The sequence below is a fragment of the Rhodococcus globerulus NBRC 14531 genome (genome assembly GCF_001894805.1).
GTDB classification, from domain to species: domain Bacteria; phylum Actinomycetota; class Actinomycetes; order Mycobacteriales; family Mycobacteriaceae; genus Rhodococcus_F; species Rhodococcus_F globerula.
Window position 1 is genome coordinate 110,881 of the sequence record NZ_BCWX01000009.1, and the last position, 24,791, is coordinate 135,671.

General features: G+C 58.5%; 16 protein-coding genes. 4 read left to right on the forward strand and 12 right to left on the reverse strand.

Features of this window, described 5'->3' with window-relative positions:
* The first annotated feature begins 70 nt into the window (after window positions 1–70).
* Window positions 71–2,071 (forward strand): cutinase family protein, encoded by a 2,001-nt coding sequence (locus RG2_RS28660; RefSeq protein ID WP_080711863.1) that lies wholly within the window; start codon window positions 71–73, stop codon window positions 2,069–2,071.
* A gap of 131 nt (window positions 2,072–2,202) precedes the next feature.
* Here RG2_RS28660 and RG2_RS28665 read toward each other — a convergent pair whose 3' ends face one another.
* On the reverse strand, window positions 2,203–2,556 hold the full coding sequence (locus RG2_RS28665) for a hypothetical protein (protein WP_033236851.1): 354 nt from the start codon (window positions 2,554–2,556) through the stop codon (window positions 2,203–2,205).
* Entirely contained in the window at window positions 2,553–3,029 is a 477-nt protein-coding gene (locus RG2_RS28670; RefSeq protein ID WP_033236852.1) for a hypothetical protein, read from the reverse strand. Before RG2_RS28670 ends, RG2_RS28665 begins: the two co-directional genes overlap by 4 nt.
* Before the next feature lie 307 nt (window positions 3,030–3,336).
* Between RG2_RS28670 and RG2_RS28675 the strand changes: the two genes are divergently transcribed.
* Both RG2_RS28675 and RG2_RS28680 read left to right on the forward strand, forming a co-directional pair.
* Entirely contained in the window at window positions 3,337–4,143 is an 807-nt protein-coding gene (locus RG2_RS28675) for a DUF5710 domain-containing protein (protein ID WP_072782785.1), read from the forward strand.
* A 693-nt stretch (window positions 4,144–4,836) separates the two neighbouring features.
* Window positions 4,837–5,124, forward strand: a complete 288-nt coding sequence (locus RG2_RS28680; RefSeq protein ID WP_033236853.1) for a hypothetical protein — start codon at window positions 4,837–4,839, stop codon at window positions 5,122–5,124.
* 358 nt (window positions 5,125–5,482) lie between these two features.
* On the opposite strand, the gene RG2_RS28690 is transcribed toward RG2_RS28680, so the two are convergent.
* The 3 genes from RG2_RS28690 to RG2_RS32845 form a co-directional block, all read right to left on the reverse strand.
* Window positions 5,483–6,523, reverse strand: a complete 1,041-nt coding sequence (locus RG2_RS28690) for a nucleotidyl transferase AbiEii/AbiGii toxin family protein (protein ID WP_033236855.1) — start codon at window positions 6,521–6,523, stop codon at window positions 5,483–5,485.
* A complete protein-coding gene (locus tag RG2_RS31970; RefSeq protein ID WP_051730763.1) occupies window positions 6,520–7,233 on the reverse strand; it encodes a hypothetical protein in 714 nt (237 codons plus the stop codon). Before RG2_RS31970 ends, RG2_RS28690 begins: the two co-directional genes overlap by 4 nt.
* A gap of 631 nt (window positions 7,234–7,864) precedes the next feature.
* Window positions 7,865–8,092 carry a DUF8462 domain-containing protein gene (locus tag RG2_RS32845; RefSeq protein WP_503826454.1) on the reverse strand — a complete coding sequence of 76 codons (228 nt, stop codon included), beginning with the start codon at window positions 8,090–8,092 and terminating at the stop codon, window positions 7,865–7,867.
* 935 nt (window positions 8,093–9,027) lie between these two features.
* On the opposite strand from RG2_RS32845, the gene RG2_RS28700 reads away from it, so the two are divergent.
* A complete protein-coding gene (locus tag RG2_RS28700) occupies window positions 9,028–9,975 on the forward strand; it encodes a phospholipase D family protein (RefSeq protein ID WP_033236856.1) in 948 nt (315 codons plus the stop codon).
* Window positions 9,976–10,619: 644 nt separating this feature from the next.
* On the opposite strand, the gene RG2_RS28705 is transcribed toward RG2_RS28700, so the two are convergent.
* The 7 genes from RG2_RS28705 to RG2_RS28745 form a co-directional block, all read right to left on the reverse strand.
* Window positions 10,620–11,417 carry a hypothetical protein gene (locus RG2_RS28705; RefSeq protein ID WP_033236857.1) on the reverse strand — a complete coding sequence of 266 codons (798 nt, stop codon included), beginning with the start codon at window positions 11,415–11,417 and terminating at the stop codon, window positions 10,620–10,622.
* Window positions 11,417–13,255, reverse strand: a complete 1,839-nt coding sequence (locus RG2_RS28710) for a hypothetical protein (protein ID WP_033236858.1) — start codon at window positions 13,253–13,255, stop codon at window positions 11,417–11,419. Before RG2_RS28710 ends, RG2_RS28705 begins: the two co-directional genes overlap by 1 nt.
* A gap of 28 nt (window positions 13,256–13,283) precedes the next feature.
* Entirely contained in the window at window positions 13,284–13,583 is a 300-nt protein-coding gene (locus RG2_RS28715) for a type II toxin-antitoxin system PemK/MazF family toxin (protein WP_033236859.1), read from the reverse strand.
* Entirely contained in the window at window positions 13,583–13,813 is a 231-nt protein-coding gene (locus RG2_RS28720; RefSeq protein WP_033236926.1) for a hypothetical protein, read from the reverse strand. The genes RG2_RS28715 and RG2_RS28720 overlap by 1 nt, the downstream gene beginning before the upstream one ends.
* A 202-nt stretch (window positions 13,814–14,015) precedes the next feature.
* Window positions 14,016–14,660 (reverse strand): TetR family transcriptional regulator, encoded by a 645-nt coding sequence (locus tag RG2_RS28725; RefSeq protein ID WP_051730764.1) that lies wholly within the window; start codon window positions 14,658–14,660, stop codon window positions 14,016–14,018.
* A gap of 739 nt (window positions 14,661–15,399) precedes the next feature.
* Complete coding sequence (locus RG2_RS28735; RefSeq protein WP_033236928.1) at window positions 15,400–16,182, reverse strand: ParA family protein; 783 nt, start codon at window positions 16,180–16,182, stop codon at window positions 15,400–15,402.
* 3,734 nt (window positions 16,183–19,916) lie between these two features.
* Window positions 19,917–20,174, reverse strand: a complete 258-nt coding sequence (locus tag RG2_RS28745; protein WP_033236862.1) for a hypothetical protein — start codon at window positions 20,172–20,174, stop codon at window positions 19,917–19,919.
* Window positions 20,175–24,791 lie beyond the last annotated feature (4,617 nt).

Below are 24,791 nucleotides of genomic sequence, written 5' to 3' on the forward strand. Positions count from 1 at the left end.
TGTCGTCCGTACCCCCTGTCGCCGACACTGAGCCGCAACATCATCCCGGCAGAAACGGACACCACCTCACATGTCCACCGCACCAACATCATTCGGTCGCCGACATACCAGAAAGACGGATTCGAGCCGCCGCGCACTAGCGCTCGGACTCGCCATGTCCACGCTCAGTGCCGCCAGCTTAACTCTCGCAGCCCCCTCACTCGCAGCCGCGACACCGCCGGGATGCACCGACGTCCTTGCAGTGATGACCCCGGGGACGTGGGAAACCACGTCCGACGCTGATCCCGGCGTTCCCGTCGGAATGCTCGCAACAGTGGGAAACACGCTGAAATCGAAGTACGGCGACACAGTCGATCTGTTCTACACCCCGTACGCTGCCTCGGCATTCGATCAAGGAAAAACCTACGGCGACAGCAAAACAACGGCCATCGATGCAGTCAACAACAAGATAAGCACTGTCGCCGCGAAATGCCCCCAGACGGAATTCATCTTCGCCGGCTACTCCCAAGGCGCCGATGCCACCGGAGACATCGCCTCCAACATCGGGAACGGCAAAGGCCCGATCAGCGCCGACAAGGTCCTCGCCGTCGGACTGCTCGCGGACCCCGGCCGAGGAACAGCCGGTGAATCCGTCGTCGGCCCATCCGCGGCCGGAACCGGGATCGCAGACCCCCGACCCCTCGGAATGGGCACGCTCAGAGGGCGGGTCGCGACGATCTGCGATCCGAAAGATCTTTACTGCTCGATCGACAAAGGCCGCAACAGTGTTCTCGGAGCGCTCGGAACCGTTCTGAGTCATTCGCCCGGCGCATCCACCGACTCCGCAGTCGTCGGCGGCGGCTCTCGTCTGGCAACGGCGCTGACGTCCGATTTCTCCCATGCCGACCTGAGCGGTATCGGCGCCGACGTTGCAGACCTGACAGCAGCGGTCAATCCTCCCGCAGGGCAAGCAATCAACGTCTCGAACATCGCCCACAGTGCAACGTCATTGCTGGGCACCTTGAGCCCGTTGGCGGAGCTTCTCACGTCCGGGGCGGCGAACCCGGCGGCGACCAGCGCCTTGTCCAGCGCCCCTGCAGGTACCGCGGAGAACGCTGCCAGCCGAATACTCGAAAGCACCCACGATTCGGATCTCCCCGGAGCGTTGTCAAACGTAAACAGGATCGCGGCCGCTGCAACGCAATTGATCGAGACAGGGAATTCATCCCTGTCCGGAAGTGGACCGGAAGCTGCCACGCTCGCCGCCACCGCCGCAACACTCGACAACCAAGTAGCGCCCTTGACCGCCACACCGCCAGAGATCCTCGGCCAGGCATCGCGCGTGCTCTCTGTTCTCAAGCCTCAGGTTGTGGTCGATCAAGTTCTCAACATCGTCACCGGCATCACCTCGATCAACTACCCCGCGATCCTCAATGATCTTGCGATGCTGCCGCAGAAAGTGGCCGCACTCGACGTCGCCGGAGCACATCAGATCGCCGGAGACCTCAACAACCAGTTCGCACCACTGGTGAAAATGGCCGCCGACGTCGACCTCGCATGGGTATCGCAGATCCTCTCCGCCCTCCCGGACCCGACCGGCACCGCGCACATCGCGGCCGTCGTCTGCAATCTCCTCTCCGGAGCCGACATCATCCGCATCGCTCACAACGTCGGGCAGATCCAAGAAATCGCCTGGTCGGTCCTCGAAGGAAACCCGGCCGCACTCGCCGGACTGCTGCCGATCGGACTCGACCTCGCCTCTGCCGCAACAACAATGCTCACCGGCACAGCAACCAAGACCGAGACTTCCCTCTTGGGCGAAGAAGCCGCCCCATCAGTCTCGTCTACGCAGATCACGCGCCAAGCCCAAACCATGGACCTGCGCGGGCTGACCAGTTCCCTGACCGCGATGGCCGGAACACAGGACACGGAAGATTTAGCGGCACTCCTCGGCCAGGGACTCCAAGCGGCCTCGTTCGTCGCCTCCGGCGCACACACCAACTACACGCAACTCACCGTCGACAACTCCGGCCGCAACGCACTCCAATGGCTCACCGATTGGTTCACCCTCCAAATCCGGCACACCACATAGCAATACGCCCAGGAACATCGATCCTCGAAGAACTGATGAGAACCAGCCCTCACCAATTACAGCCCTGTTTTTTCGGGGCTATCTCAGTTGCACCCTGACCGAACTGAATTCCCTACAGCAACGCGCGGGTTCTACTCCGTCGCCTTCGGATGGCCCGTGCTCGCCACCTTGAACCACAACGTCCGCCGCTCACCATCGACCAGATACCAAACCCGACCCCCACCAGTGACCTCCACCTGCCACTGCTCCATCTGCACCCCACGATGCGATGCTGTCGCCAACGACCCCTTCAACTGATGATGACGCGGAGTCGCCACAGGTTTATCTGGGCGCGAACTCAATTCATTCCACGCTCCACGCGAGTTTCCCGGTGCCTGCTGACACAACTCCTCCCAACCTTTGCTCGCGTCGCTGGTAGCGAACCTCAATTCCCAGCCACCCGGCACCGCCGGCGGCGCCACACGATCGCCTCGCTTCGGGCTCACCGCGTCGACGGTTCCGGAACAGCACCAAAATCGTCATCTGTGGAACCGGCAAGAACCGCTGCCAACGCCGGATCCGCGAACACCATCGCGGTATGACGCCAACCCTCGATCACCGCTACCACCGGAGCCGGATTCTCGATCGACTCCGCAGCGCGGAGAACCGAAACCAGCTCAACGACGAACGCCTGCACATCATCGCGCGGCAAAAACTTCACCCACGGAAACGCATCCGGTAGAACATCGGTCACCAACTCACGAGCAGCACCGTCGCGGCGCATCAATGCCACGAACATCCGCGTCGTCGCCGCGGAGACCGTATGTTCCTGCTCCGCCCGCTCGGCTGTAGTGAGCACCAAGTCCTCGGCGTCGCGCCGGCGCACCAACAACGACTGCCCCGGTGTCCGGCGCAGCTGATCCGCCACTGCCTTACCGCGCAGTTGCAGATCCGAGAACGATACTTCAGGCGCAGTCATACATTAAAAGTACTTCTAAAGTTTGGATTTGTCGAGGCTGCAAAGCGCAGAGGACTTCTGCATGCGTTGGGATATGCCCCCACTCGACCCAGTAGACCTGTCAGCGCAGTGCGGTCATGCACTGGACGTCTCGCCGACGCGCTCGACGTTGTTGTTCGAGACGGCCCTCTGCCTGATTCTTGAATCCGTCCCTTCAAAATCACGGACTCATCACCGACGCGGACAGCGACCACGTGTAGGCCTCATCGGCGGCGATGTGAGATCGGTAGAGTCCTGTTCGTCGAGCAGGCTGAGGGGAGCGGCGAGAGTGGTTGATCGGATATGGCTGGATGTTCCGTATGCGGAAAAGGACTTAGCGAAGGCCGAAGGCGCGAAATGGGACCCGGCTGCAAAGCGCTGGTATGCGTCCAAGGCTGCGATGGCAGGCCTGACGCGGTGGGCTGCGACCCCCGACATTCCGGAGATCCTGCCGGGCGAAGACCGATCTCTCGGGCACGGGTTATTCGTCGACCTCGTCCCCGATACCTGCTGGTTCACCAACGTCCGGTTCTGTGTCGAACCCAAGGATTGGGAAAGACTGCGCCGCATGGTCACACGGCGGGCGGGAATGCAGTGCGAGATATGTGGCTTCCCGGAAGACAAGCAGACGCAGCGGTGGCTCGAGGTACACGAGAGGTGGCAATACGACTGGCCCACCAAGGTGCAACGGCTGGGTCGGCTCATCTGCGTCTGCACGCCCTGCCACCGAGTGACTCACTTCGGTCTCGCACAAATCAAAGGCAACGAAGAAGAAGCCCTGCAGCACCTCACGGCGGTGACCGGAATGACCCGGCCGCAGGCGCGGCGCCATATTGCCGCCGCGTTCGACGAGTGGAAGATCCGCTCACACGGGGTATGGACTCTCGATCTCAGCATCCTCGCCGACATCGGAGTTGAGGTCCGTCGCCCTCCGAGCGCAGCTGATCGACAGATCATCGGACACGGCCTACCCAGCTCGACACAGGCCCAGCGCCCACGAGAAGTTGTTCCTCCGACTGGTGCCATTCACATGAACGATGCACCCACACCGTTGAAGTGGCGGGATCGGATCGCTGCCTGGTGGCGAGCGCTCTGAGACGACCTCCCCTCTCCGTCATCTGACACGGATCAGTAACTCAGCGACGATCACCTGCGCGGGCCGCGACGTTGGTTCTCCTGCTCGACATGGCGGGCGACGGTGTGCGCTGGTGTTCGCTCGTCGCCTGTTCGTGCTCCTGGCGGCATAGTTCTTCGCGGTGTCCTTGTATGCGGTCGTTCAGGGCCTCGCGGTCGCAGTGCACCGCATTGAAGGGTGCGCTATCGGGTTTGTCCTCGAGTCGATAGGTTGACGTGCTGGGTGCACAACGGCGTCGAACCCGTCGGTGACGTGGACGGTCGAGTGCGCGATGGTCTCGATCCTCCGACACAGGTCATCGACGTCGAAGTCGAAGTCGACATGTGTGGTGAGTTCGCGGACACGCCCGCTACGGCGTTCCACTCGGGTCGTCGGTGCGTTCGACGATGACGATCGCTACGGGGAAGCGCTCGGTCTGGTTTCTGCTGGTGAATGAGAATCAGGCCGCCACGTGTGACCGACCTGCAAACGTTTGTGCAGGTCAGGACTTTAGCTTTCGCTGCGGTCTGGTCAGTGTGGCGACCTGGTGCTCGTCGCGATTTTGATGGTATCCGAAGGCTCCGACATTTTTGGTGATGCCAGTGTTCGGCGGTGGTTGATCGGTTGCGGCAAGATGATGTGGAGGTTGTTGTCGAGGTGTGATGCGGGGCTTTTATGGGCAAGGATTCTTACAGTGCATCGGATTTGGTTGCGCTAGGTTATGTGCGCGAGCGTTTAACGTCGATGTTCGGGGAGCCGGATTTTGTTGATGGGGAGCATCTTTGGGATGTGGAGACTGTGTTCACGGTTGAGCGTGATGTCTTGGCTCCAGCTGCGAGGGTGATGTTTGATGCGTTTGCTCCGGAGTGGAATACCCGGTTGAGTATGCAGGGCGCAAATTTGTCGTTGGGGTGGCCTCAGATGGAGCAGATGCTTTCGCGGGTGATGTTGAGGGATTCGTGACGGTGCGTGCGCTCCGGCTTGATCAAGATTTCCTCCGTCCTGCGTTTCAGTTCATAGCCATGAAGATTTGACCTTCGAGCTGCGTGTAGCGCGCTTCATAGTCTGCGCTGATTTAGCTCCAGTCGGAGGTCGACACTGACCAAGCTGGCGGCCGAGATCACGGTGATCGAGTGCGACTGTCACCGTGCATGTTTCGCCTGTGACTCGGAAGTGCGATCAGTTGCATTCAGTGTTCGTCCACGCCCACCCGATCCCGGCCGCCAACGACATGCTGGTATGGATCTCTCATCATCCGGCCGATTCAGTCGCGCATATTGAGCCGATGGAACAGATCTATCCTATTGTCTTGCAGATGTTTTCAGTTCCGGTCCGAACTGTTCATGTCAAGTAAGCTCCGATGCTGTTCCACTCGATCGAGCACCACATCGAACGACGGCGCGTCCACGCCGTAGTAGAGGCCCCGCATCGCCTTCTCATGCTCCACCCGCAACATCCCCGAATGTCTCCACTCGCGAGAAAAGATTTCCGAGGCCGCAAATCCCCCTACCGGAGGTTCCTCATCCGGCAGAGGGTAGGCCTGCGACACGACGATGCAGTCACGAACGATCGCACGAGCGGTTTCCTTGTCGGACAACAACTCCAGCACGGTGCGATCGCCGAGCAACGCCCACACGTCATAGAGTTGCCGTCCGATCCTCGACCACCCATCAGCCTGTCCCCTACCGCTGCGGGTTCGTGTCACGAAATTGTTCATACGCAACAATTTTTCGATCAACGTCCGTCCCGGATGCAGCATCCGTACCTCAAAACTCGCCAGATCTGGATACTCGGCGATCGGCACACCCGCCGTCGCGAGTTCACGTCCAAGCAGACTGGTCACCGGCATCACCTGTGTCGGTGTCGGTCCCCCGGCCTGCCCGAGCTCGAGCATGATGCGGGTCGGATCCGCGATCCCCATCGTCTCCAACTCAGGAGCGAGAGGTACTTCGATATAGGCCTTGCGCCAAAAACTGTCGTCGGCGCCCTCGGCCCCTTTCTCTCCGCCGGAACCGTTGTCAGGTTTGAGCGCGACCGCATCGGGAATTGCGCCGGCAGCAGCCTCACACATGGCCTTCAACGCTCGTTCCGTTGCCCGCTTGTTGCCGTACCGGCCGGTGACCAACAGGTCGAGGTCCTCGGAGAACCGTTGCACGAGACGCATCTTCTCCAGACTGGTGCCACCCTTGAAAACAAGGTCATCGCCGGCGTGCGAAATAACAGCGCGCAGTGCCTCGCACACCCAGTAATCCTTGGCGACCGCCAACTCCGAAATGTTCAACTTCGATGCTGCCGCCGCTACGGTCTGAGAAAAAATCGACTCATTCTCACTCCGCCACAACACGACCGGGCGTGAACTCACTTCTCGTACTCGAAATCGAGTGCACGCGCCGCGGTCCGCTTGTCCGCCGGTGGAATCCGCGCCGACAACCGATCCCGCCCACAACTGGTCAACATCGCCCGCAACCGAGCACGCGTGACACCAGGCTCCGTCACCGCAGCAACCGCCAACTTGTCCGGACGTACCGACTCGGACCCGAGCACCTCGCGCAACCGGGCCCACGACAACTGCGCGCTAAGTTCACTGACCGACAGATCACCGAGCACTTCCAAAAAAGCCACCTCAAGACCCGTCAGATCCGCCTTGACCCGACCCGGACGCGCCGAACGCGTCAAAAACTTCACCGTCGACGTCCCGACCGGCGCCCTACCGGGCACAGCGATCTGCCGGAACCTGGGGACCTGCGTCGACAACCGCAACGCGCTCGCCGCGGACAACCCCGCAGGACCGACACCCTTCATATCGCCCACCAGCTCGGCCACCACAGCAGAGTCCGGCGGTGGACTCATACCCAACGGCGTCTTCACTCCACGCCAGTACACACCGCGCCGCACCGGAAACAACTCACCCTCACGGACAAGCTCGGAGAACACGTTGCTGATCGTCTTCGACGAACCAGAGAGCTCGTCATGGTGCCAAAACCGCTCCGTCGAACCCAGAATTCGAGCCCGCACAGAATCAGGCCTCACCTGACGCCGCGAAACCCGAGGCACCACCGCCGCTGCAACCATCACCCGTCCTGTCTCCAATAATCCCATCATCATAGAAGAACTTGCAGATCAAGGCCAACAATGTGACACACGAAGCTCCCGGAGTCACACAAACGGACCACAGTCGCATGTCGATCTCCGCCAACAGAAGCCCTAAAACCACCTAGGGCAAATCACTACCCACCACGCAACGGGCACGCCAAGACCCCAACGACAACAACATCGAATCGAGGGATGCCCTCCGCCCAGCATGTGGCCGAAGCCAAGATGATCCGACCAATCCGATACGGCATCACCACACCGAACTCACCAGTCCGCAAAAAGGAGGCAACGCATGACCACTCACGCACACGCCTGGCGGACTCCCCGACGCGAAACAACCCTGAACAATGCGTCGCCGTCGCACAACGGCACGGGCAGGGGATCCGTTCCCCCACCCGCCGTGCGGAATGCTCTGACATGTCCAAGGCGCACGTACCGTCCCGCGCGACTAACTCGGTGCGGATCGTCCAGTCGCCGAGTTAATACACTGCAACAGAAGTGAAGTGGAGAACGACCCGCACAGTTGGGCGTCGCGACAATCAATCTAATCGGACTCCGGTCGGCACGAACTACCCGACCTGCGCCCACCTGCAGCGCAGCTCCTCTGTTGTCAATCCAACTGCTGGCGCCGAATGAAATCGACCATCCACGGAACCGTAAACGCAATCCGCCCATGCTCAGGAGACCAGATCAGACCACGTTTAATCGCTGAATCGCGTACCTCACTTGTTCCCGAAGCAGTCGATCGCATCGCCTCGGCGACCTTCGCCGACCGCGGCTGATCCCCACTGAGCGTGGAGATCGTCGCCAAGATAGTTGCGTTCCCTCGTGGTGGCACGCTCCCACCACGACGGGAATATGCGTATATCTTTTTTGGATAATTACCGATAAGTAAGGATAGTCACCGAAACACAAAAGGTAAATGCAACCAGCCCAACAGATCACGAGCATCTAAAAACAGCGAAATAGACAGCACCACAACAATATAAAATTCCAAATCCGACGAACACAATCCCAAGGTTGCTGCAGCTGTACGCAGAAAAGGTCAACGAAAGGCGCGCGAGCGGATCGCAAGCAAGCTGCCAGTTCGATGCTGGCAAATCCCGGAGGGGCGCATAGGCGGACGTCTCCTGCCGAAGTTCACTGGTGGACAACCCCACCGGTTGGGCCCTCATATCGCACTTCCTCTGGGCCCTGCTAGCGCTGAAATTGGCGAAATCTCTGTCCGTGAACGACTTTCCACTGCGATGCACTAGTGGCGATACTGCATCGTTCCTACCTGCGTTGCGTACCCACATGCGGCGCAACGCATTCGATTCATTCAAGACCAACTTGAAATCCTCGCGGCAGATCCCGAGTAACTGAAACAGGGACGCAATTGGCCAACAACCCGTTGGCCAAATGCCGTGGACCATGTGACGGTCTCACTCAACAAACTGGGCGATCAGTCCGACCAGGGCTAGTGTGCCGGAACAACAGCCAAGCACTACCAGTCCCGCAACGTACTTCAGAATCAGAACAACAGCGGCGTGTGTCGCCGAACCGGTGCGCACCCTCAAAACTCCAGGATCATCCTCCGTCCGGAAACTGTGATCACACTCAGCACGCAGTTAATGCGCGACCCGTATGTCTTCGATTTCCTTTGAAATCACCGAACATACTGCAGAACGTGAACTGGAATCTGCACGGATGCAAATGCAGAACACACCCAAACCGACCCAACGGACAAAGCCAACGACCTAGTTCCCCTGACTCTCACGTTACCGTTCCAGTATGGGGACAACCTTCCACGGCCCGGACCCGTGGCCGCACATCACCCGCGCTATCCGCACACGAGGTGCACGCCTGGCCGCGATCGCCTATCTCGGCCTGGAAGCACCTGAACTACTTCCGCTGCGCGCCGGGGACGTCCTGATCGTCAACGCTTCCAAAGCGGCACTTCGCGCACATGCCACCTCCCCTGCCATTCTCGCGTACTACCTCGGCAGGGATGTACGGGTCCTGTCATCGCCAACTCTTCATGCCAACGTGATCGCCACGAACCGACTAGCGGTGATCGGCTCGGCGAATGCGTCCGTGAACTCCATATTCGCCCAGGATGCCGTCATCATCACCGACGATCCCAATATCCTCTCCCAGGTCCGCACGTTCATCGACAACATCGACGAGATCACCGAGGTCGATCAAGTATTTATCGACAACGCCACCCGGGAATGGGAAATCGGCCGCGCCGTACCAATCCCCGGTATCAGCGGTCGCGTCCACGACCTCGAAGCCGATTTTCTGCCCTCACCGCTCACCCGGATGTTCATCAAACACGTCGTCGACTACAAGCCCAGCCCCACCGAACAACACATAATGGACGAGCAGCAACCACGGAAGCGAACCACAGCCGGACCGACGGCAAAGTACCAACTTGAATCGCTGCGCATCGACAAACCCAGCCGCATCAAGCGCGGCGACGTGATCGTCTTCGTCTCTGTCGACAACGAGTGGATTTACCCGCCGGCAGTTGTAGTCTCCGAACCAATCCGAATCCCGCACGCAGGCGGCGCAGTCTTACACTTCCTCCGTATCCGAACCGATCTGTCTCCGCTCCCCCTCACAGATTCCGAGAGTCGACTCACCGAACTCGGACACCCAGGGTCGAGACTGCGAACCGACCACTACGTCCGCTCCCCTAGCCTGCGAACAGCACTACTCGACTTCTGGGACCTTTGATCTACCAGCCAATGCCACTGTCTTACAATGAGTATTGATCGATCACGCTACTATTTCCTGACATTGAAGACGATCGCCTACACCGCGACCAACGTAGAATGTCCACACTGCTGGCCACCTCACACGAGATCGCCTCCCCCTCGACTACTGCTGGCACTCTCCACAGACAGATTGCGCCGCTCATCGCAACACCCACCGACGTCTCAGCTCAGCCTCCAGCGTGCTCGCGGCGCTCAAACCGGCCACCGTCGTCACCAGATACTGGGCGTAGTAACAGAAAGCTCAGAACCTCAGTCTGGCAGACTCCTTGACGACGACGGCCAACTCATAAGAGACTGCCGAACTCGCATCCCATCCTCGGGAAGGGCTCGACACCATGTCGTGACTGGGCCCCGACCGCGGGGCCCAGTCATCCACTACCGAACGCGATAAGGCAAACAGAGGACAACTCTGTAAACCAATCGAATCGACTCTCACAGTGCCAATGACGCGCGAAGCGATTCCGGTTCAACGAACAAACCTTCCTGCCGCACGATCTGGCGTCTGAATTTCGAATCATCTTGACCAGAGAAACACCGTTAGCGAGATAGACCCGCTCACTCGCCCTATCATCCTGGCCGAAGATTCGATGGGCGCTACCAGATCTAAGTCCAGTCGATGTGGACGGATTCGATGGAATCGAAGTGGAACCCAAAGGCATCGTTGTATTGGTCGAAGCCCTTGTTCTCCGGATAGTCCATCGTCGCATGACGTTCGAGGATGGCCACCACACGGGCGTGGTCGTCGTTGGCCAAAGCTGCAGCGAGTTCTCGTGTTTCGTCGAGGCTGAAGGGACTCTCGGAGTTGGCGAAATCCAGGGTGCGCACGCGATAGTCATAGCCATCTTCGGAGCCGTTACGGACCGAGACTCCCCCACGCACTCGGATGGTTGCTCTTTTCGGTTGTCCATCGGGTCGCAAGACGCCGGCACGGTCCATGATGTCGCGGGCTTTGACGTTTTTGAGTTTCTTCTTCGCATCGGCACGCAGTTCGTTCGTCTCCCCCGACCGATACCGCGAGACCGCCGAGCGGGAACGGCCGATTTTCTGTGCGACAGCATCGATTCCCCCGAGACGCTCGATTGCAGCCCGGCGTTGGGCACGCTCGAAGACCTCCGGGTGCGGGATGCGTCCCTGTTGCGCCCACCGCCGCAACGTTCGATCCGACGGCGGCGTCCGGCCGGCATCGATCGCTGCTTGGCGCAATCCGTCGTTACCGATCTCCGAGCGAATCTGCCGGATCGACACTTTGCTGGTCAATCCCGCCAGTCCTCCACTTTTGACGGTTTTGGATTTTTCGATCCCACTCGTCGCGGCGGTGGAGACGGAAACGTTGAGGCCGTCGAGGCCGACTGTTTTTTGCGCGGGTTGCTTGGTTCGTGGCTTCGGAAGGTGCAGTGCCACTAGTTGTTTCCTTCATCTTCGTCGGTAAAGACTGCCTTGATCGCGAGATTGATCTCGTGTGTATCGCGGGCATCTGTGAGAGCGGTGACCAGATCGTCGGTGAGAGCGGCGCGTTTTTCGAGCGTCATCTTGCCCAAAGCATCACTCTCGTCGGCTATATCGATGCCTTCGGGCAGTGGGTAGACCCAGGAGTCGGTGACGGTACGTAGTGGCCACCGGCCGGTTTCGCGGGCGATGCGCATCGCGACGCGGCGGCCACGCCAGCGGCAGTGCGCGATGATCGCCGCACGCCACAATGGTTGGTGGTGATGCTGCATTTGTTTCGCAGTCCACATGTCCGGGTTGACCATTCGGCCGATGTAACCTTTGTAGCAAGCTCCGAGGAAACGTTTCATGGCGGCGTCGTTGGTGTCGACAGCTACTTTGCGGGCTTCACGCAGTATCTTGGCCCACTTGTCCAGGGCACGACCTTGTTCCGGATACACCCAAGCTTCGGTGATGTCGAGGTCGTCGAGTTCGGCGCCGATACCGCCGTCGGCGACCGGGGCACAGAATGCATCGAGGCTGACAGTTGTGACCCACGTGTGCACCGGTTGATCGGCAAGCATATGGGGGTGCGGCAATGGCATTTTGTCCGGGAGGGTGAGCATGTTCCCCGCTGGCAGGGTGACGCGCCAGAGCCCGAACGGAGTTTTCGCTTCCTCCGCGGCGGCGCGAGCGGCCTCGGCGCGAAAATGGCGCGGTTTCCCGTAACCGAATTCGAGCATTCCCGCGGACGCAAGGTACGCAGCACGTTGGTCGATCGACACGAGCACAGCAGCGCCGTCGAGTTCTTCCGGATCGGGAACGCGCGTCCACCCCACAGCGGGCTCGAGATCACCACGATGTTCACCATCAAGGGGTGGCACCGGACCCGCCGCAGTGACGACGATCCCCTTCCCACTGCGGGTACGTTCCCGCTTGATCTTGTCGACGACAGCTGCTCCGGTGCGAGCGGGCGTGGGCCCGGGAAGAACACCGAGATGCTGTGCACACCAAGCGAGTCGACGCCCAAGCTCGCGGGCTGCAGGCAGGTCATCGTCAGGGAGATACGTTCCAGCGGTGGGTGATCCGAGGATCCCCATGTCCCCAACTCGGTTTCCCCACCCGAAATCCTTGTTCCAGTACGTCCACACATACGGCTCGATGACGATATCGACCATCGAAGTGAATTTCCCTGTCGTACGAGAAAGATGAACGACGTGGCCGGGATCTCCGCGCAGTTCCCACCCCGCGGTCAGCATCGGATTCAACGTGGCCTGCAGAACACCGGTCAGCTCTTGCGCCGCGCGCGTGCGGAGAACTTCCATATCGTCGACGTCGTCTTCGCTGCCAGGGTCGATGACCCAGCCGAGCATCTCACAAGCATCGATTCCGACGACCCATATTTGAGCTGGAGCGCCGAGAGGTGTCAACGTCGCCCAGCGAATCAGTTTGTCGAGCTTCTCGACCGAGTCCACCGGTCCTGTGAGAACCTGCCCGGAAGGGGTGTACGTCCCCGCTGCCGTCACGATGACAGCATGTCCGTCAGCACTCTCACCTGCCGGCGGCAGTGAAATGGTTAGAGGTTCAGTTGGTGTGGTTTCTGAGATGTCAGGTTCCGCGTCATCAACCGTTGCATCGTTAGTTGTGGGTTCGACTGTCGCGTCGTCTAATTCGTTGTTTTGTTCAGCCGACTCGCCCTCGACAACATCGAACAGTGACGGCTGCAACGCTTCGTGAGCCTGCACGTCCGAGGGAGCCGGCTCGGGCACGTCAACGTCGAACAGAGTGAACTGCTCGCCCTTCCTCAGTGCCATGTTCCACCCCGTGCCGTCGTCATGGTTGTCATTCGAGATCGAACGCGCCGCGAATCGCGCGAGTAAGCGATTCCTCTTGCGCTGGAAAGAAATACCCGATTCCCGGACCAAGTGCGCTCACAGGGATAGTCGTGATGCTGTCGCAACTGATCACCGAATCCCCGTCGAGGCCGTTCATACGTCCGACAGCCACCTCGGTGGACAACCCGCGGATGGTGGTGGTGATCGGTGCAACAGTCACCCGGTTCAGGTGCGGGCGCACCACTTCCCGTGACAGGACGAGCACGGGACGAACCTTGTCGAGTTTCGCTTCATGAATCGGCCGCATCAGGCCAAATCCCTTGATAAATTATCGACATGCGTTGCGAGAGAATCCATATCGTCCTCGCTCGACACCTTGGCTAGAATCTCCGCATCCCGCGCTGCAATCTGTCTGCGACGTTCCCGCTCGAGCGCCCTCAGAACTAACGCTGCGCGTGAAGACGCGCGATGGCCATTCACTTCACCGTCGAGGTACGCCACCATCTCGTCGGGGAGCCGGATGGAAATCTGTGACATCCCGAAATGGTACCGCAGTGGGATCCGAATTGAATCCCAGTCCGTTGACGTGCCCGACCGGACGGTAGCCAATCCGCCAGCATCGGCAGGGAACCAACCAAAACTCTGACCGCCAGCGAAAACGTACCAAAGCCATGCATCGATAATTCGCTGCGATAACAGCCTCACTCTAAAACTACTGCGGTTTCGTCCAACGAAACTGTCAGCTTGATTTCGCGGCCGTACATGCAGCCAGGTGCACAGTGACCAGGCTGTGCATGCGAGCGGTGAAATCGCCGGTATCACCGAGAGCCCGGATGATGTTCACGGTCCCGATGAACCCTGCGCACAGGTTCCACGAAAGCTGCCGCGTCGTGGAATTGTCGGGCAGCTGTCCTGATGCGATTGCTGCATCGACGAGACTGCTCGTGATATCCATCCACTGAGCAAATGCCTCTCGCGCCCCGTCGATCCCGGATTCGGTAGTGAGTCGAAGTCCCGCACGGGCAAGCGAACTGACCGAGATGCTCGCTGCAAGGTCCCCAAAAAATGAACTGATCTGGGCAACGGAAGGCGGCTGCAAGTCGTGCGCTGCGACGGACGCGTGCGTAAGCGCCGCCGACCAGTGAGCGACGAGTTCCCGAGCTATTGCTTCCTTCGAATCGAAATGGAAGTACACAGCGCCTTTGGTCGTCCCGGAGGCGGCGAGTAAATCGGCGAGTGACGTTGCGGCGTAACCGTCATAGGCAAATGATCTTGCTGCGGCTTCGAGGATGTTCGCTTTTGTGATCGTTGCGCGCTGCTGACGTGGCCGACGCGTACGCACCGGATTGCCCACCGGTCGCAGGTCGTTGATTGGCTCGGTCATGTCGGATTCCTGTCGGTTGCGATCGTCACGGTGAAGCCCGGTCTAGGACAACAATGCACTGGTCGGGTTCTGTGGCTTGATGCCGCTTCTGCACAAGCAATGTGACAGCGTCTGTCCCAGCCATCAGTTCAGGGCGAAATAAGTAGTTCGACATCTCTTCCCTGCGTGCTGCGTTGCCACATCCACACAATTTTGGCGATGCCGATGCAGGTGCGTGCATGTGAACTCACTGGCCCAGCTGGCGGAAGCGACTTGGTGCACATGGCGTACGAGGTTCGCGCATGAAGCGTTGCACGTCACTGCACAGTCTCCCGGCTAGTTCTATGTGCGATCACAGGCACAGTAGAGCATTCAAACTATGCATGCACTGCGTGCACGCCGTGCATGCACCACCGGATTGCGACTCACAGACCCCTGGCGTTCAAATATTCATCCAAGGCAGCTTCCGTCATCGACGCTTCGCTAATCTCACGATCGCCCGTCTCATATCGCAGCTTGTCGACACCACGGCGGAGGCGGTCCTTGGTGGAGGGTTTAATCCGGGTGTTGTGCGTCATCGACAGCTTCTCCCCCTCCCTACGGCCACTAGAGCCCGCAGGCTGAACCGCGGCCGGCGCAACAGGTACGGACGCAACGGAAGGTTGCGTCGTTGACACAACTGCCGATTCGCCCCTCGGCGGCCGTTCCGGGATCAGTTCCGCAGGATGAGTCTTACGGATCGCCGGTTCACGTTTGACACTCATGCCGTCGCCCCAATCTCGACAGGCAGCTCAGCGAGGAGATCCGTGTAAGCAAGCTTGAGCGTCAACGCCTTCCCTCCCTTGAACTGATGGATAGGTGTGTGATTGGAATGCGCATCTTGTCGGGCAGCGAGTTCCGGAATGACAGTCTTCGCCACTAGATCACCGTAAGTTTCGCGAAGTTCGTTCTCGCGAAAATCATGCTCCCCCGTCGCACGTCTACGACTGATGACAATCTTGTCGAACGCAAGCTTCGGGTTAGCGCGTTTACGGACGGTGTCAATCGTCTGCTCAAGCTTCTGAACACCACGAACACTGTCAATGGTGGGTTCGGTAATAGCTACAACACCGTCTGCCGCAATCAGGACCGCAAACAAGACCTTGCCCATATTGGGCGGGCAGTCGAAGAGCACAGCGTCATAAGGCGAAAGATCCAGCCCTTCAAATGCCACATCAAGACGAAACACGAGATCGTTGGATCCGTCCGACTCAATTTTCCCGAGCTCCTCGTCAGCCGGAATCAGGTCAACCCCGTCCCACGGCGTAGCAACGATAGCCTCGGCCGCAACACCTTCCCTGGTTTGGTTCATAAGGTGGTAAGCCGTCAGCATTCCGTCTTCGAGTTCGACACCCAATCCGCTGGTGGTGTTTCCCTGTTGGTCCATGTCAACGACGAGCACTTTACCTCCGACCGCCGTTATAGCGCTGGCCAATCCGAGCGTTGACGCCGTCTTGCCGACGCCACCCTTCTGGTTACCCAGTGCAATTTTGCGTGGCTGCATTGCGGACCTTCCGTCGAATTCGTTCACGAGCGCATTGCGCGCGTCAGGTACACCGAGCGCAGCGCGTGCAAGTAAAGCGTTGCATGCATTGCACGTCATGCGCGCGTTATAAACAAGGCTTGCACGAAAGGCTATGAATGCACGGTATGCATGCACAACATAACACGCGTGCGTTGCACTTTGTGTACGCATAGCAACGCGTGCGTGTCGCGCTCACATTGAGAGCGACGCATGCTTAGCACTAAGCGCGTGGCATGCATGTAGCGCGAGCTATGCAACTTATACGTACAGCGCACTGCATGCTATGCATGCATTCAGCGCACACTACGCATTACATGCACGCCCCGCATTCATCACTCCAGGTCGACTGCACGCAAGGCATGCACTACACGCAGGCAAGCTAATGGACATACGGTTCGCGTGCATTGCACGCAATGCACGCACTACATATGCCCAGGTAGAGATATTTCCACATCTACAAGATCCGATCTACACCCAAGATCCGACACATCATTCCTCCCACACTTCACTTCCCGACGAGCATTGCAGCGCAAGGAAAACACCTCCATTTGTCGAACGCGGCCCATTCACGCAGACACTGCACGCAGCACTCGCAATGCATGCACCAGATGCGAACAGCGGAACTCGCGGCGCAGCCAAGGCGACATACCGGCCTCTTCGACTTAGACAGCAAAGGATCAACCAGTTCGAACCGCGGAATGAATCTATAAACAGGTCACTCGACCGGTCGATTGAACGAGAAGTCCTGGAGAACACTGATATTCGAGTCCATCGACCGGTTCGAGCAGGCTGATCCTCACGGCTTGCACGGCGGATCGATACAACGCCGACATGCACAACACACGCCCCGAACGCCGGAACTAGCCGGAACGGGGGAGTCAAGTGCGGCGGGATTCTTATTGCGCGAGCGAATCACCACAGCCGCGATGGCTAAAGATGTCGGAATACGTGTTGATCGGCCAAATGAAACAATACATACGTATTGACACCGACTTCGACACAGTCCTTCCATCCCTACTCAAAACGTCACAGTGACATATCTAGCGCGCCCTAGAGGAGCACGAAAATCTCATCTCCAACGGCCTCCGCGGAGGATCGCGGATCCACACAGCCTCAGCGGGAAACTGCTATCAGAATCTGGAAGTCTCCGCCGCGGTCTGCGTCCCTCCAACAGTGACACCGAGGGGAGTAGACGCGGGTCCCACTTCGATCACCGTTCGAGCACGCAAAAAACGACATCTTAAGACGCGCCACACACCAGGTGTAGTGCTTTACGCACGCAATGCTTCGCGTCCGCGCGTCATACGCAAATGCCACAACCACGTAAACGACGCAAGTACTCCCACGGGATCGAAGACCGGAAAACTACATCCAAGCTGCGTGCAATCGCCTAACCCGAACACCAAAAGACAACGACGACACTCTGACCTCCGTCAATACGCCGGACGCGAAGACCGGACCCCACAGAGTCGATCACCACTGAAGAGTCGACATCACGAACGCACGGCATCCAAACCTCCCGCTCCGCGTTCTCTCGCACTCACAAAACTTGTGATATAGAAACGTAGCCACGGCGCCACCGAACTGGAAACACCTCAAGCCGTTTAGCACAAGAACCGGCACCGAAAGCCACCCAAACTGGCAGATTTTGGCAGCTCAGCGCTAATTTCTTCCTACTCCACGAATTCAGCTTTACGCTGTCCCTGCGCGAGTACACGACGCAGTGGACGAACTTTCACCGTAGTCGCAGCTTTGCGCTCAGATTCGCTCGAATATCGGTTAACGCCTGCGCCCGATGTTCAGGACTTGCGGCACTTCGAGTACGTCGCTGCTGTGTTCGTTCGAACTGTTTTTGCTCCTTTCGTCTCGCCAGATCTGCAGCTTTACGCTGTTCACTGGGTGATTCTCGGGCCCAATCGATCCCGCTAATCCTGTATTTGAGATATGCCAAGGGAGAAGTGAGACTGGCCGCTGTGGGCCAGATCCAACCTCGTTCCTTGGTATCTAGGGAAAGCGTTCGAGCGATATCGCGACCTGTCCAACGAGTGTGATCGATTCCTGCACGACTCAACACATCGCAAACCGCGCCGATATGGCCAGGCGGTGCGAGAGCGGGAGCATGCTTGACGAGTTCAGCGGCTGCTCGCTGAAGTTGGAGCGGCCGAGGATAATCGTAGCCGCCGCTAGGTTTCATGCTTCGCGGTTGTGTTCGCGCACTTGCGCTTTGGTGAGTTCTTCCTAACGGAAGAACTTCACAAGATAAAAGACCACCTCTAGATAGGGTGTCAGCGACAGTCGTCGCCGACGGAACCTGGGACGGCGGATACTCGGCGGCGAAACGGCAACGCCGGGAATTGCGGTTCCGATATCTGGAGGTCCGTTCAGCCGCCCGGGAGGGGCGATTCTTCAACGATTTGGTTGGCGGTGTCGACTCTACGATTGATCGGGGGGACGACAAGGCCCACGTTGACGCCGCGCGGCGCTGTTGACCTCCGTGGTGCGCTTCTGCTGCAAGAAATTCGATAGTTCTCAGCTTTCGACCCCGGACGTGCTCAACACCCATCCCTAGGTCGATAAGGACGCGACGTGCTCGATTGACAGCAGATTCACTGACTTTGGCGCGCGCCGCGATCGTTGATTTCGATGCCGTCACTCCGCGCCCTGTCCGGGACTCTGCGAAATGAGCGTGTGCCTCGGCAACTACATACGCCTTGTCGGGCTTGATCAACCTGCGCGCACACAAAGCCTTACCCGCAGAAGAATTGGTGTGATACCGAAATTGACGGAGCCATTCACTGCGCGATGTCCACACAGGGACCCGGGCTTGTTCGGTTGGCTCCACAGGTAACGCCCAGGAGAATCCGCGCTGTTCAGAGGCCTTGTTCAGTTGCTGTGTCGCCTCTTCAATTTGGGCGACACGTGCGACTGCCGCGTTGACTGCGGCTTCCCATTCGTCGACGACGGCCGCCGAAACGGCGGGAACGTCGGGAACAGGGGGGGTGCTGCGCGACACGCCCAAAACGAGTGATAGAGAATTTGCTGATCCGTATTCAGGGTATGAGCTACCCTGAGACATACCTGCCATAGGTAGTCCCTTTCCGGGGATGCAGTTCGAGCCGAGAAAGCGTCAACTTTCGAAGCTCACCTCTCGAGAACGTTTCGAGAACATATGACCGAGAACCTGCCAGTTCTCAGTCCGTCAAGGACCTGCCAGTCCTTATTCGCCGCGATGCGGTCCGCTCCAGATCCCCCCCTTCGGGGGGCCTGTGTGTTTCGAGAGGTCTGCGCTGTGTAATTGGATATCGAGATCCCTCGTCCGCCACTAGCTACAGGCAGCCCCCGTTCACGCGAGTCCACGAAACACACGTTCGCGGACCAGCAGAATGTCGGAACAAGGATCGGATCCGCCGGCAGCGGGAAGGTGCCTTCATAGACACGGCGCTGACCTGGGCAGACACGGAAATTCGTCGATCCACGCAGTGTGATGCGGAAATCATCCAGACCAAATTGTGATGCGGGTGTGCTGAAAAAGACACCGCTGAGACGCCTATGTGTATGGCGGAATTATGTTTCTGCGATATCATCGAATAAGCACCGCCTCTTCCTTAACCGGGTTTGTGGTGGTCAGGGAACTGGGAAGCTCCCACAACCGCATAAACGGACAGCCCCCGATGCCGCCAAGCCCTGGGGGTTGTTCGCTGTCTAGGGGTAGTTCATGCGCCGATCGCAAGCTGCTCGATGCGTTGCAACGAACCCGCAGCTTCGACTTCGAGCAAACGAAGCTGATCCGGACGCAGCTTGTCGCTGATGTAGTCCGGTATGTCCAGTCCGTGCGTGATGGCCAAGATGAGCACGGAATAGTCCCCAGCAGGGATCCCGAGTTCGGCGGCCCGATCCTCGTACACCTTGTGCTGCTTGAGGGGAGCACGAGTCGCGATGTGTCCGCGAGGTCCCTTATTGTGCTGTGCCATGAGGAAAGACTAGAACCAATCTGTAACTGATACGGGTAGGCGCGCCCATTCGGTGTGTCGCATGTTTCGGAAGGCGCACCGGGTTCACCGATTTCAAGGCTCATTCCAAAACACTGCCGAGCGAAATCGATGGCTCCTGACCGCAACTGGGCAAAACCCTCGGCAGGTTTGCCACCTGCGAAACATCTTGACCCGATCAGGCCCGACGGGTTGGCACGGCCACGCCAAGGGCTACGGCATGCACGTAAAGCACACTCAACTAGAGCAATTCCGGCGACCGGAGGCCGGCCCTCCCTGGAATCTCACTCATTTCGTGCGTCTCGTGATGACAGGCGCTGTCGCCAGTCATTGCGAGTCCGGTGACGGCCTTGCGGAGGCGAAGGTCGAGAACATCAAAACATGGCGTTCAGCTCCGAGGACGCGGAGACGTGAGATGGCAGCGAAGACCAGAGGTGCAACTTCCGCACACTACGCATATGCAGGGCCGCTGCGCACGGTCGGTAGAAACATGAGGCTTTGATGAAATTGACTGTGCTGCAGAACTTCTCGCTACTTTTCGGCGTCGCATTCGCTGCGCGAACTGCACGCACTGCGCACGTGTATGACCGTTCACCGATCGTTTCGGCACCCTTCGCCAGGAACAGATTGCCGTCGAACATCACAACGCCATTTCCTGCCGGCCAAAGCCGAGCGGATAGCTTCTTGGCGGAGACTACGCACCTTTGCATGCGGTCAATGCGGCAGGGGCATAGTGCGAGCCGCACATCCGGCAAGGCGACGACGAAGCCCGGCGGACCAGAAAAACGGCAACCCGGCAGGTATTGGTGAGGCACCCGGGAACAACGAAACGGTCGACGTGCAGGACATCAATCGAGGTGAGACCACCCACGTCGGTTCGAATCCAGCACGCCGCATGTCTGTTTCGGTATCCGTATGCGTTGTCAACGAATCGAATTCGACTTCACCGACAACGGAATCCGCCAATTGACACGCGAAGCGTACCTGGGATTCCGGATCGAGATGGAGTTGCACGTGGCATCCGCAGTCCATGATGTCGGCAACGTCCAGACGATAGATCGTCGTATATCTCCGGCAGGCTCGCCAGGGCCAAAGGGAGGCCTAGCGGGGCAGCCGCAGTACGGGCGGGGCAGCCGCAGTACGGCCGATACCACTCTCCGGGTCGTCGTAGTCACGGAAAGCAGTTGCAACCAAAGCGCTCCGCCAAGGGCCTTGATGGCGGCAGTGGGCGCTCTCATGGCACGCTGCGCCTATGACGAAGTACCCGGCGACTCTGTCGCGAACCAAAGCACCGAGCACCGAAATGTCGACCTCGCTGTTGAATGCCAGCCACCGAGTTCAAGGTACTCACCCTGCTGAGTCAGTGAAGCGAGAACACCTGAGACAGGCCACATTCCACGTCTTCCTGTCCAAGACAATGTCATCGCGTCCACCATCTCGCGGAGTACGCTTCGGACGACAAACTCCGTCAAAGATCCTGCTGCCAGACCTGCATAAGCCACCGGCGAGATCGCCGAGCTGGTCCGGGCGACGTATGCGGATACGAACCCCGGACAAGTTCTGCCGGCACCCACTTATCCGAGTCCGTGATCAGAGCGACGATCTTGGCTCTGGTTAAACCGCTACCACCCATATGGATAATCGGTTACTGACGATGTTGCAGCAATAACGCTCCACGACTTCGCCGATCGCTGCAGAGGTCGGCCTGGATCGCCGAGATCGAAGCAGTACCCAGCGCCTACCGAGTCATCCGACCGCTCCGAGAAACGCACCGAATCCACCACGCACGAGCGAATCAGCTTAAACTTCGGTGGCAAGCGTCCGGGAACAACTACGTCGACCAACTCTCGAATGATCTCGGTTCCCCGGTCTGCAACCACCGACGTCATGCCAGGGAAACCGGAAGGTGCAAGTTATGTGGTGCGCACGGTGATCAAGTGTTGCCGCACTGATGAGGAGCAGATCTTCGGGTACGACGTTGCCGCAGGATCTTTCGACTGCCTCACATGCCGCGGCCTCGCGGCCGGCAGCGTCGTCGCCAATCGACACCCCGCATCCGTAAAGCTCGGCACGAAACGAAACAACATCACCGAAGCGGCGCATGTCGGCCACTGGTACAGCCCATCCCACCGACCCTGTCGGCATGTCCGAGCGAATATGCGGTTCAAGGAATACCGCCATCGACCGGGTGCCATTGGCTACTGCATACCGGTCGCTCGCCATCAACACGGCGTGTCTGGGAGGACAGCGGATCGAGCCCAGCAGGAACGGTGATTACGGAACGGCCGACCACCAGAGGCGTCGACAGCCCACAGGCGCCGACGTTCAGCGCTACAACTGTGCGGACGATTATCGACTTCGTTCCGAAAGTCGGTCTCACCATCAGTGCATGAAAACCCGAGCAATCACAGGCGGCTGCAGCGCCTAGCAAATCCTGGTAGTCAGTCTTTGGTTACAAATGGTGACTACTCAGAGCAGTCTGTGATTCAAACGCGCGAGCACGTAAACGGAGACATTCGTACCCCATTATTATGTGTCAAAACACACCATGCGCCGTTCCACCATTAGGGCGGGTATTTGTGATGGGATATGGGGTGAATTGTATTCAGAAGAGTAAGGAGAACTAAGTTACTGAACAGTAATAAGAGCACAATTACATATCTCACAATCCAAAATCGGTAACCCCCGAAGGGGGGTTAATTGTCGACCCCATTTTGGATCTTAAACAGAAAAAGACCGATTGGCTTTTTCTGTCTAATTTTCATTTTGATGAAGCGGAAGTTGGCCCTTCTGCCTCATCTGTTGCTCTCTCCGAAGGGACTCACCGTGGTAGGTACGTCTCAGGGTAGCCCATACCCTGAATCTGTTTCAAGCTATCTTCAACAAAAAAACAGCCATTCCGCGCAAATTCGAGTGATATCGGCAACAAACGCCCCCGTAAACGGCATATCCAACCCTGATCTTGCCGATTCAATCGCCCGCGCGGAAGAACGCATCAACCAAATCACCACACTTAACACGGACAGCGAACAACGCGGACAATCCTGGTGCCTACCCGTCGATCACACAGAACAAGCGCGAACCCCCCTATGGACAGGTAGAGCCAAATGGCAACGCCAAGTTCGAGAGCTTCTGAATACTCCCACCGGCACAGACGCCTGCCGCCAACATCAAGTAGACCCACAACGCGTCTTCGCAGTCGCAGTCACCATGGCAGGATTCGCCGAACAACGAACAGGCCGACGCGTCGCCGCATCCCGAACCGCGCTCGCCGAACGAACCGGAACCTCGGTCTCTGTAGTACAACGCGCCCGACGAGTTCTATCCGCGCTCTACGTAGCTAAAGAAATGGCCCGAGGACGCTTCCTACGCACCATCGAATGCTGGGCCGCCGAAGCACACCACGGCGGCCATCAAACCCGCGCAGCGAGCGTCTGGGCACTCATCTCACCCAAATCGGTACTTCAACGTCTCACTTCACCAAACACTCCAACCGAACCCTCATCACAAACAACCCCACAGGCCCCAGAGTGCGACCACACTCCAACCAAAACTTATCCACAAACAAACATCCCTGACCCCCTATCTGTTGTACTTGCTTTTAGTTCTTCTTCTTCCGTTAGGAAGAACTACACAAACGCGCGCACGCGCAAAGGCCGCCAGAAGAAATTCAAAACCCGCAAGCCCAAACCCCTTAACCTTCAGCGAGCAGCGGCCGAACTAATTCGATACGCGCCCGCACTTATGCCCCCCGGGCACATCGGAGTGATCAGCGACGCCCTCATCCGCCACTCGATCGACACCAACCGCTGGTCGGGTCGAGATATCGCCCGGACCCTCACCGAAGACACCAAATTGCGAGGCTGGATATGGCCTAACTCCTCTGACCTGAAGGATCCGGTCCGATTCCTGCACTGGCGCCTAGCCCGTATCAACTGGTCTGTCCCCTCCCCAACCGAACTCGCTGTCGCTGCCAAGAACCAACGCGACGAAGAGCGACGGACTGCGGCAAACGAGGCCGCCGCTCGGAATCAACGTGTTGCTTCTCCGTCCGTTCGAGCGGCTGCCCTAGCGCTTATCCGAGCGACAGTCGCCCGAAAGTCGCGGGCACAATGATCCCTCCGATACCTGCTGTCTCTGCAGTGTCATTGCCATGAAACCCATTCTTACAGAATGGAATCCACTCGAACTTCCAACTCGCGAATTTTGAGGACGCGCAATCATGTTGATAACAGCCAGTATTCAACTATTTGCGAGGCTATTCCCACTTTGAGACCGAAGATATTCTTGACTGTTGTTGTCTGATAGGGGAATTGGTCTAAGAAGATCTTCTCGGATCGGTCAGTTCTACCGCTACCCTGAGCGTATTTCGGCCTCAGGTGGGCATCACTACATTCCGCCGCTAACGTTCTTGAGTGACCCGACAAACCTCACACCAGCGAAATGCCGGATAGAGCCTGACATGGAGTGGCTCCTTGTGTAGTTGTCAGACGTGCCTTAGCGGAATGAACTGGAGGTGAAACTCTGGCTACGCAGACTGGTCTATGGGGGTGCAGATCTATTCTCGTAGGTGTATCGGAATTGACGCGCGAGAGCTGG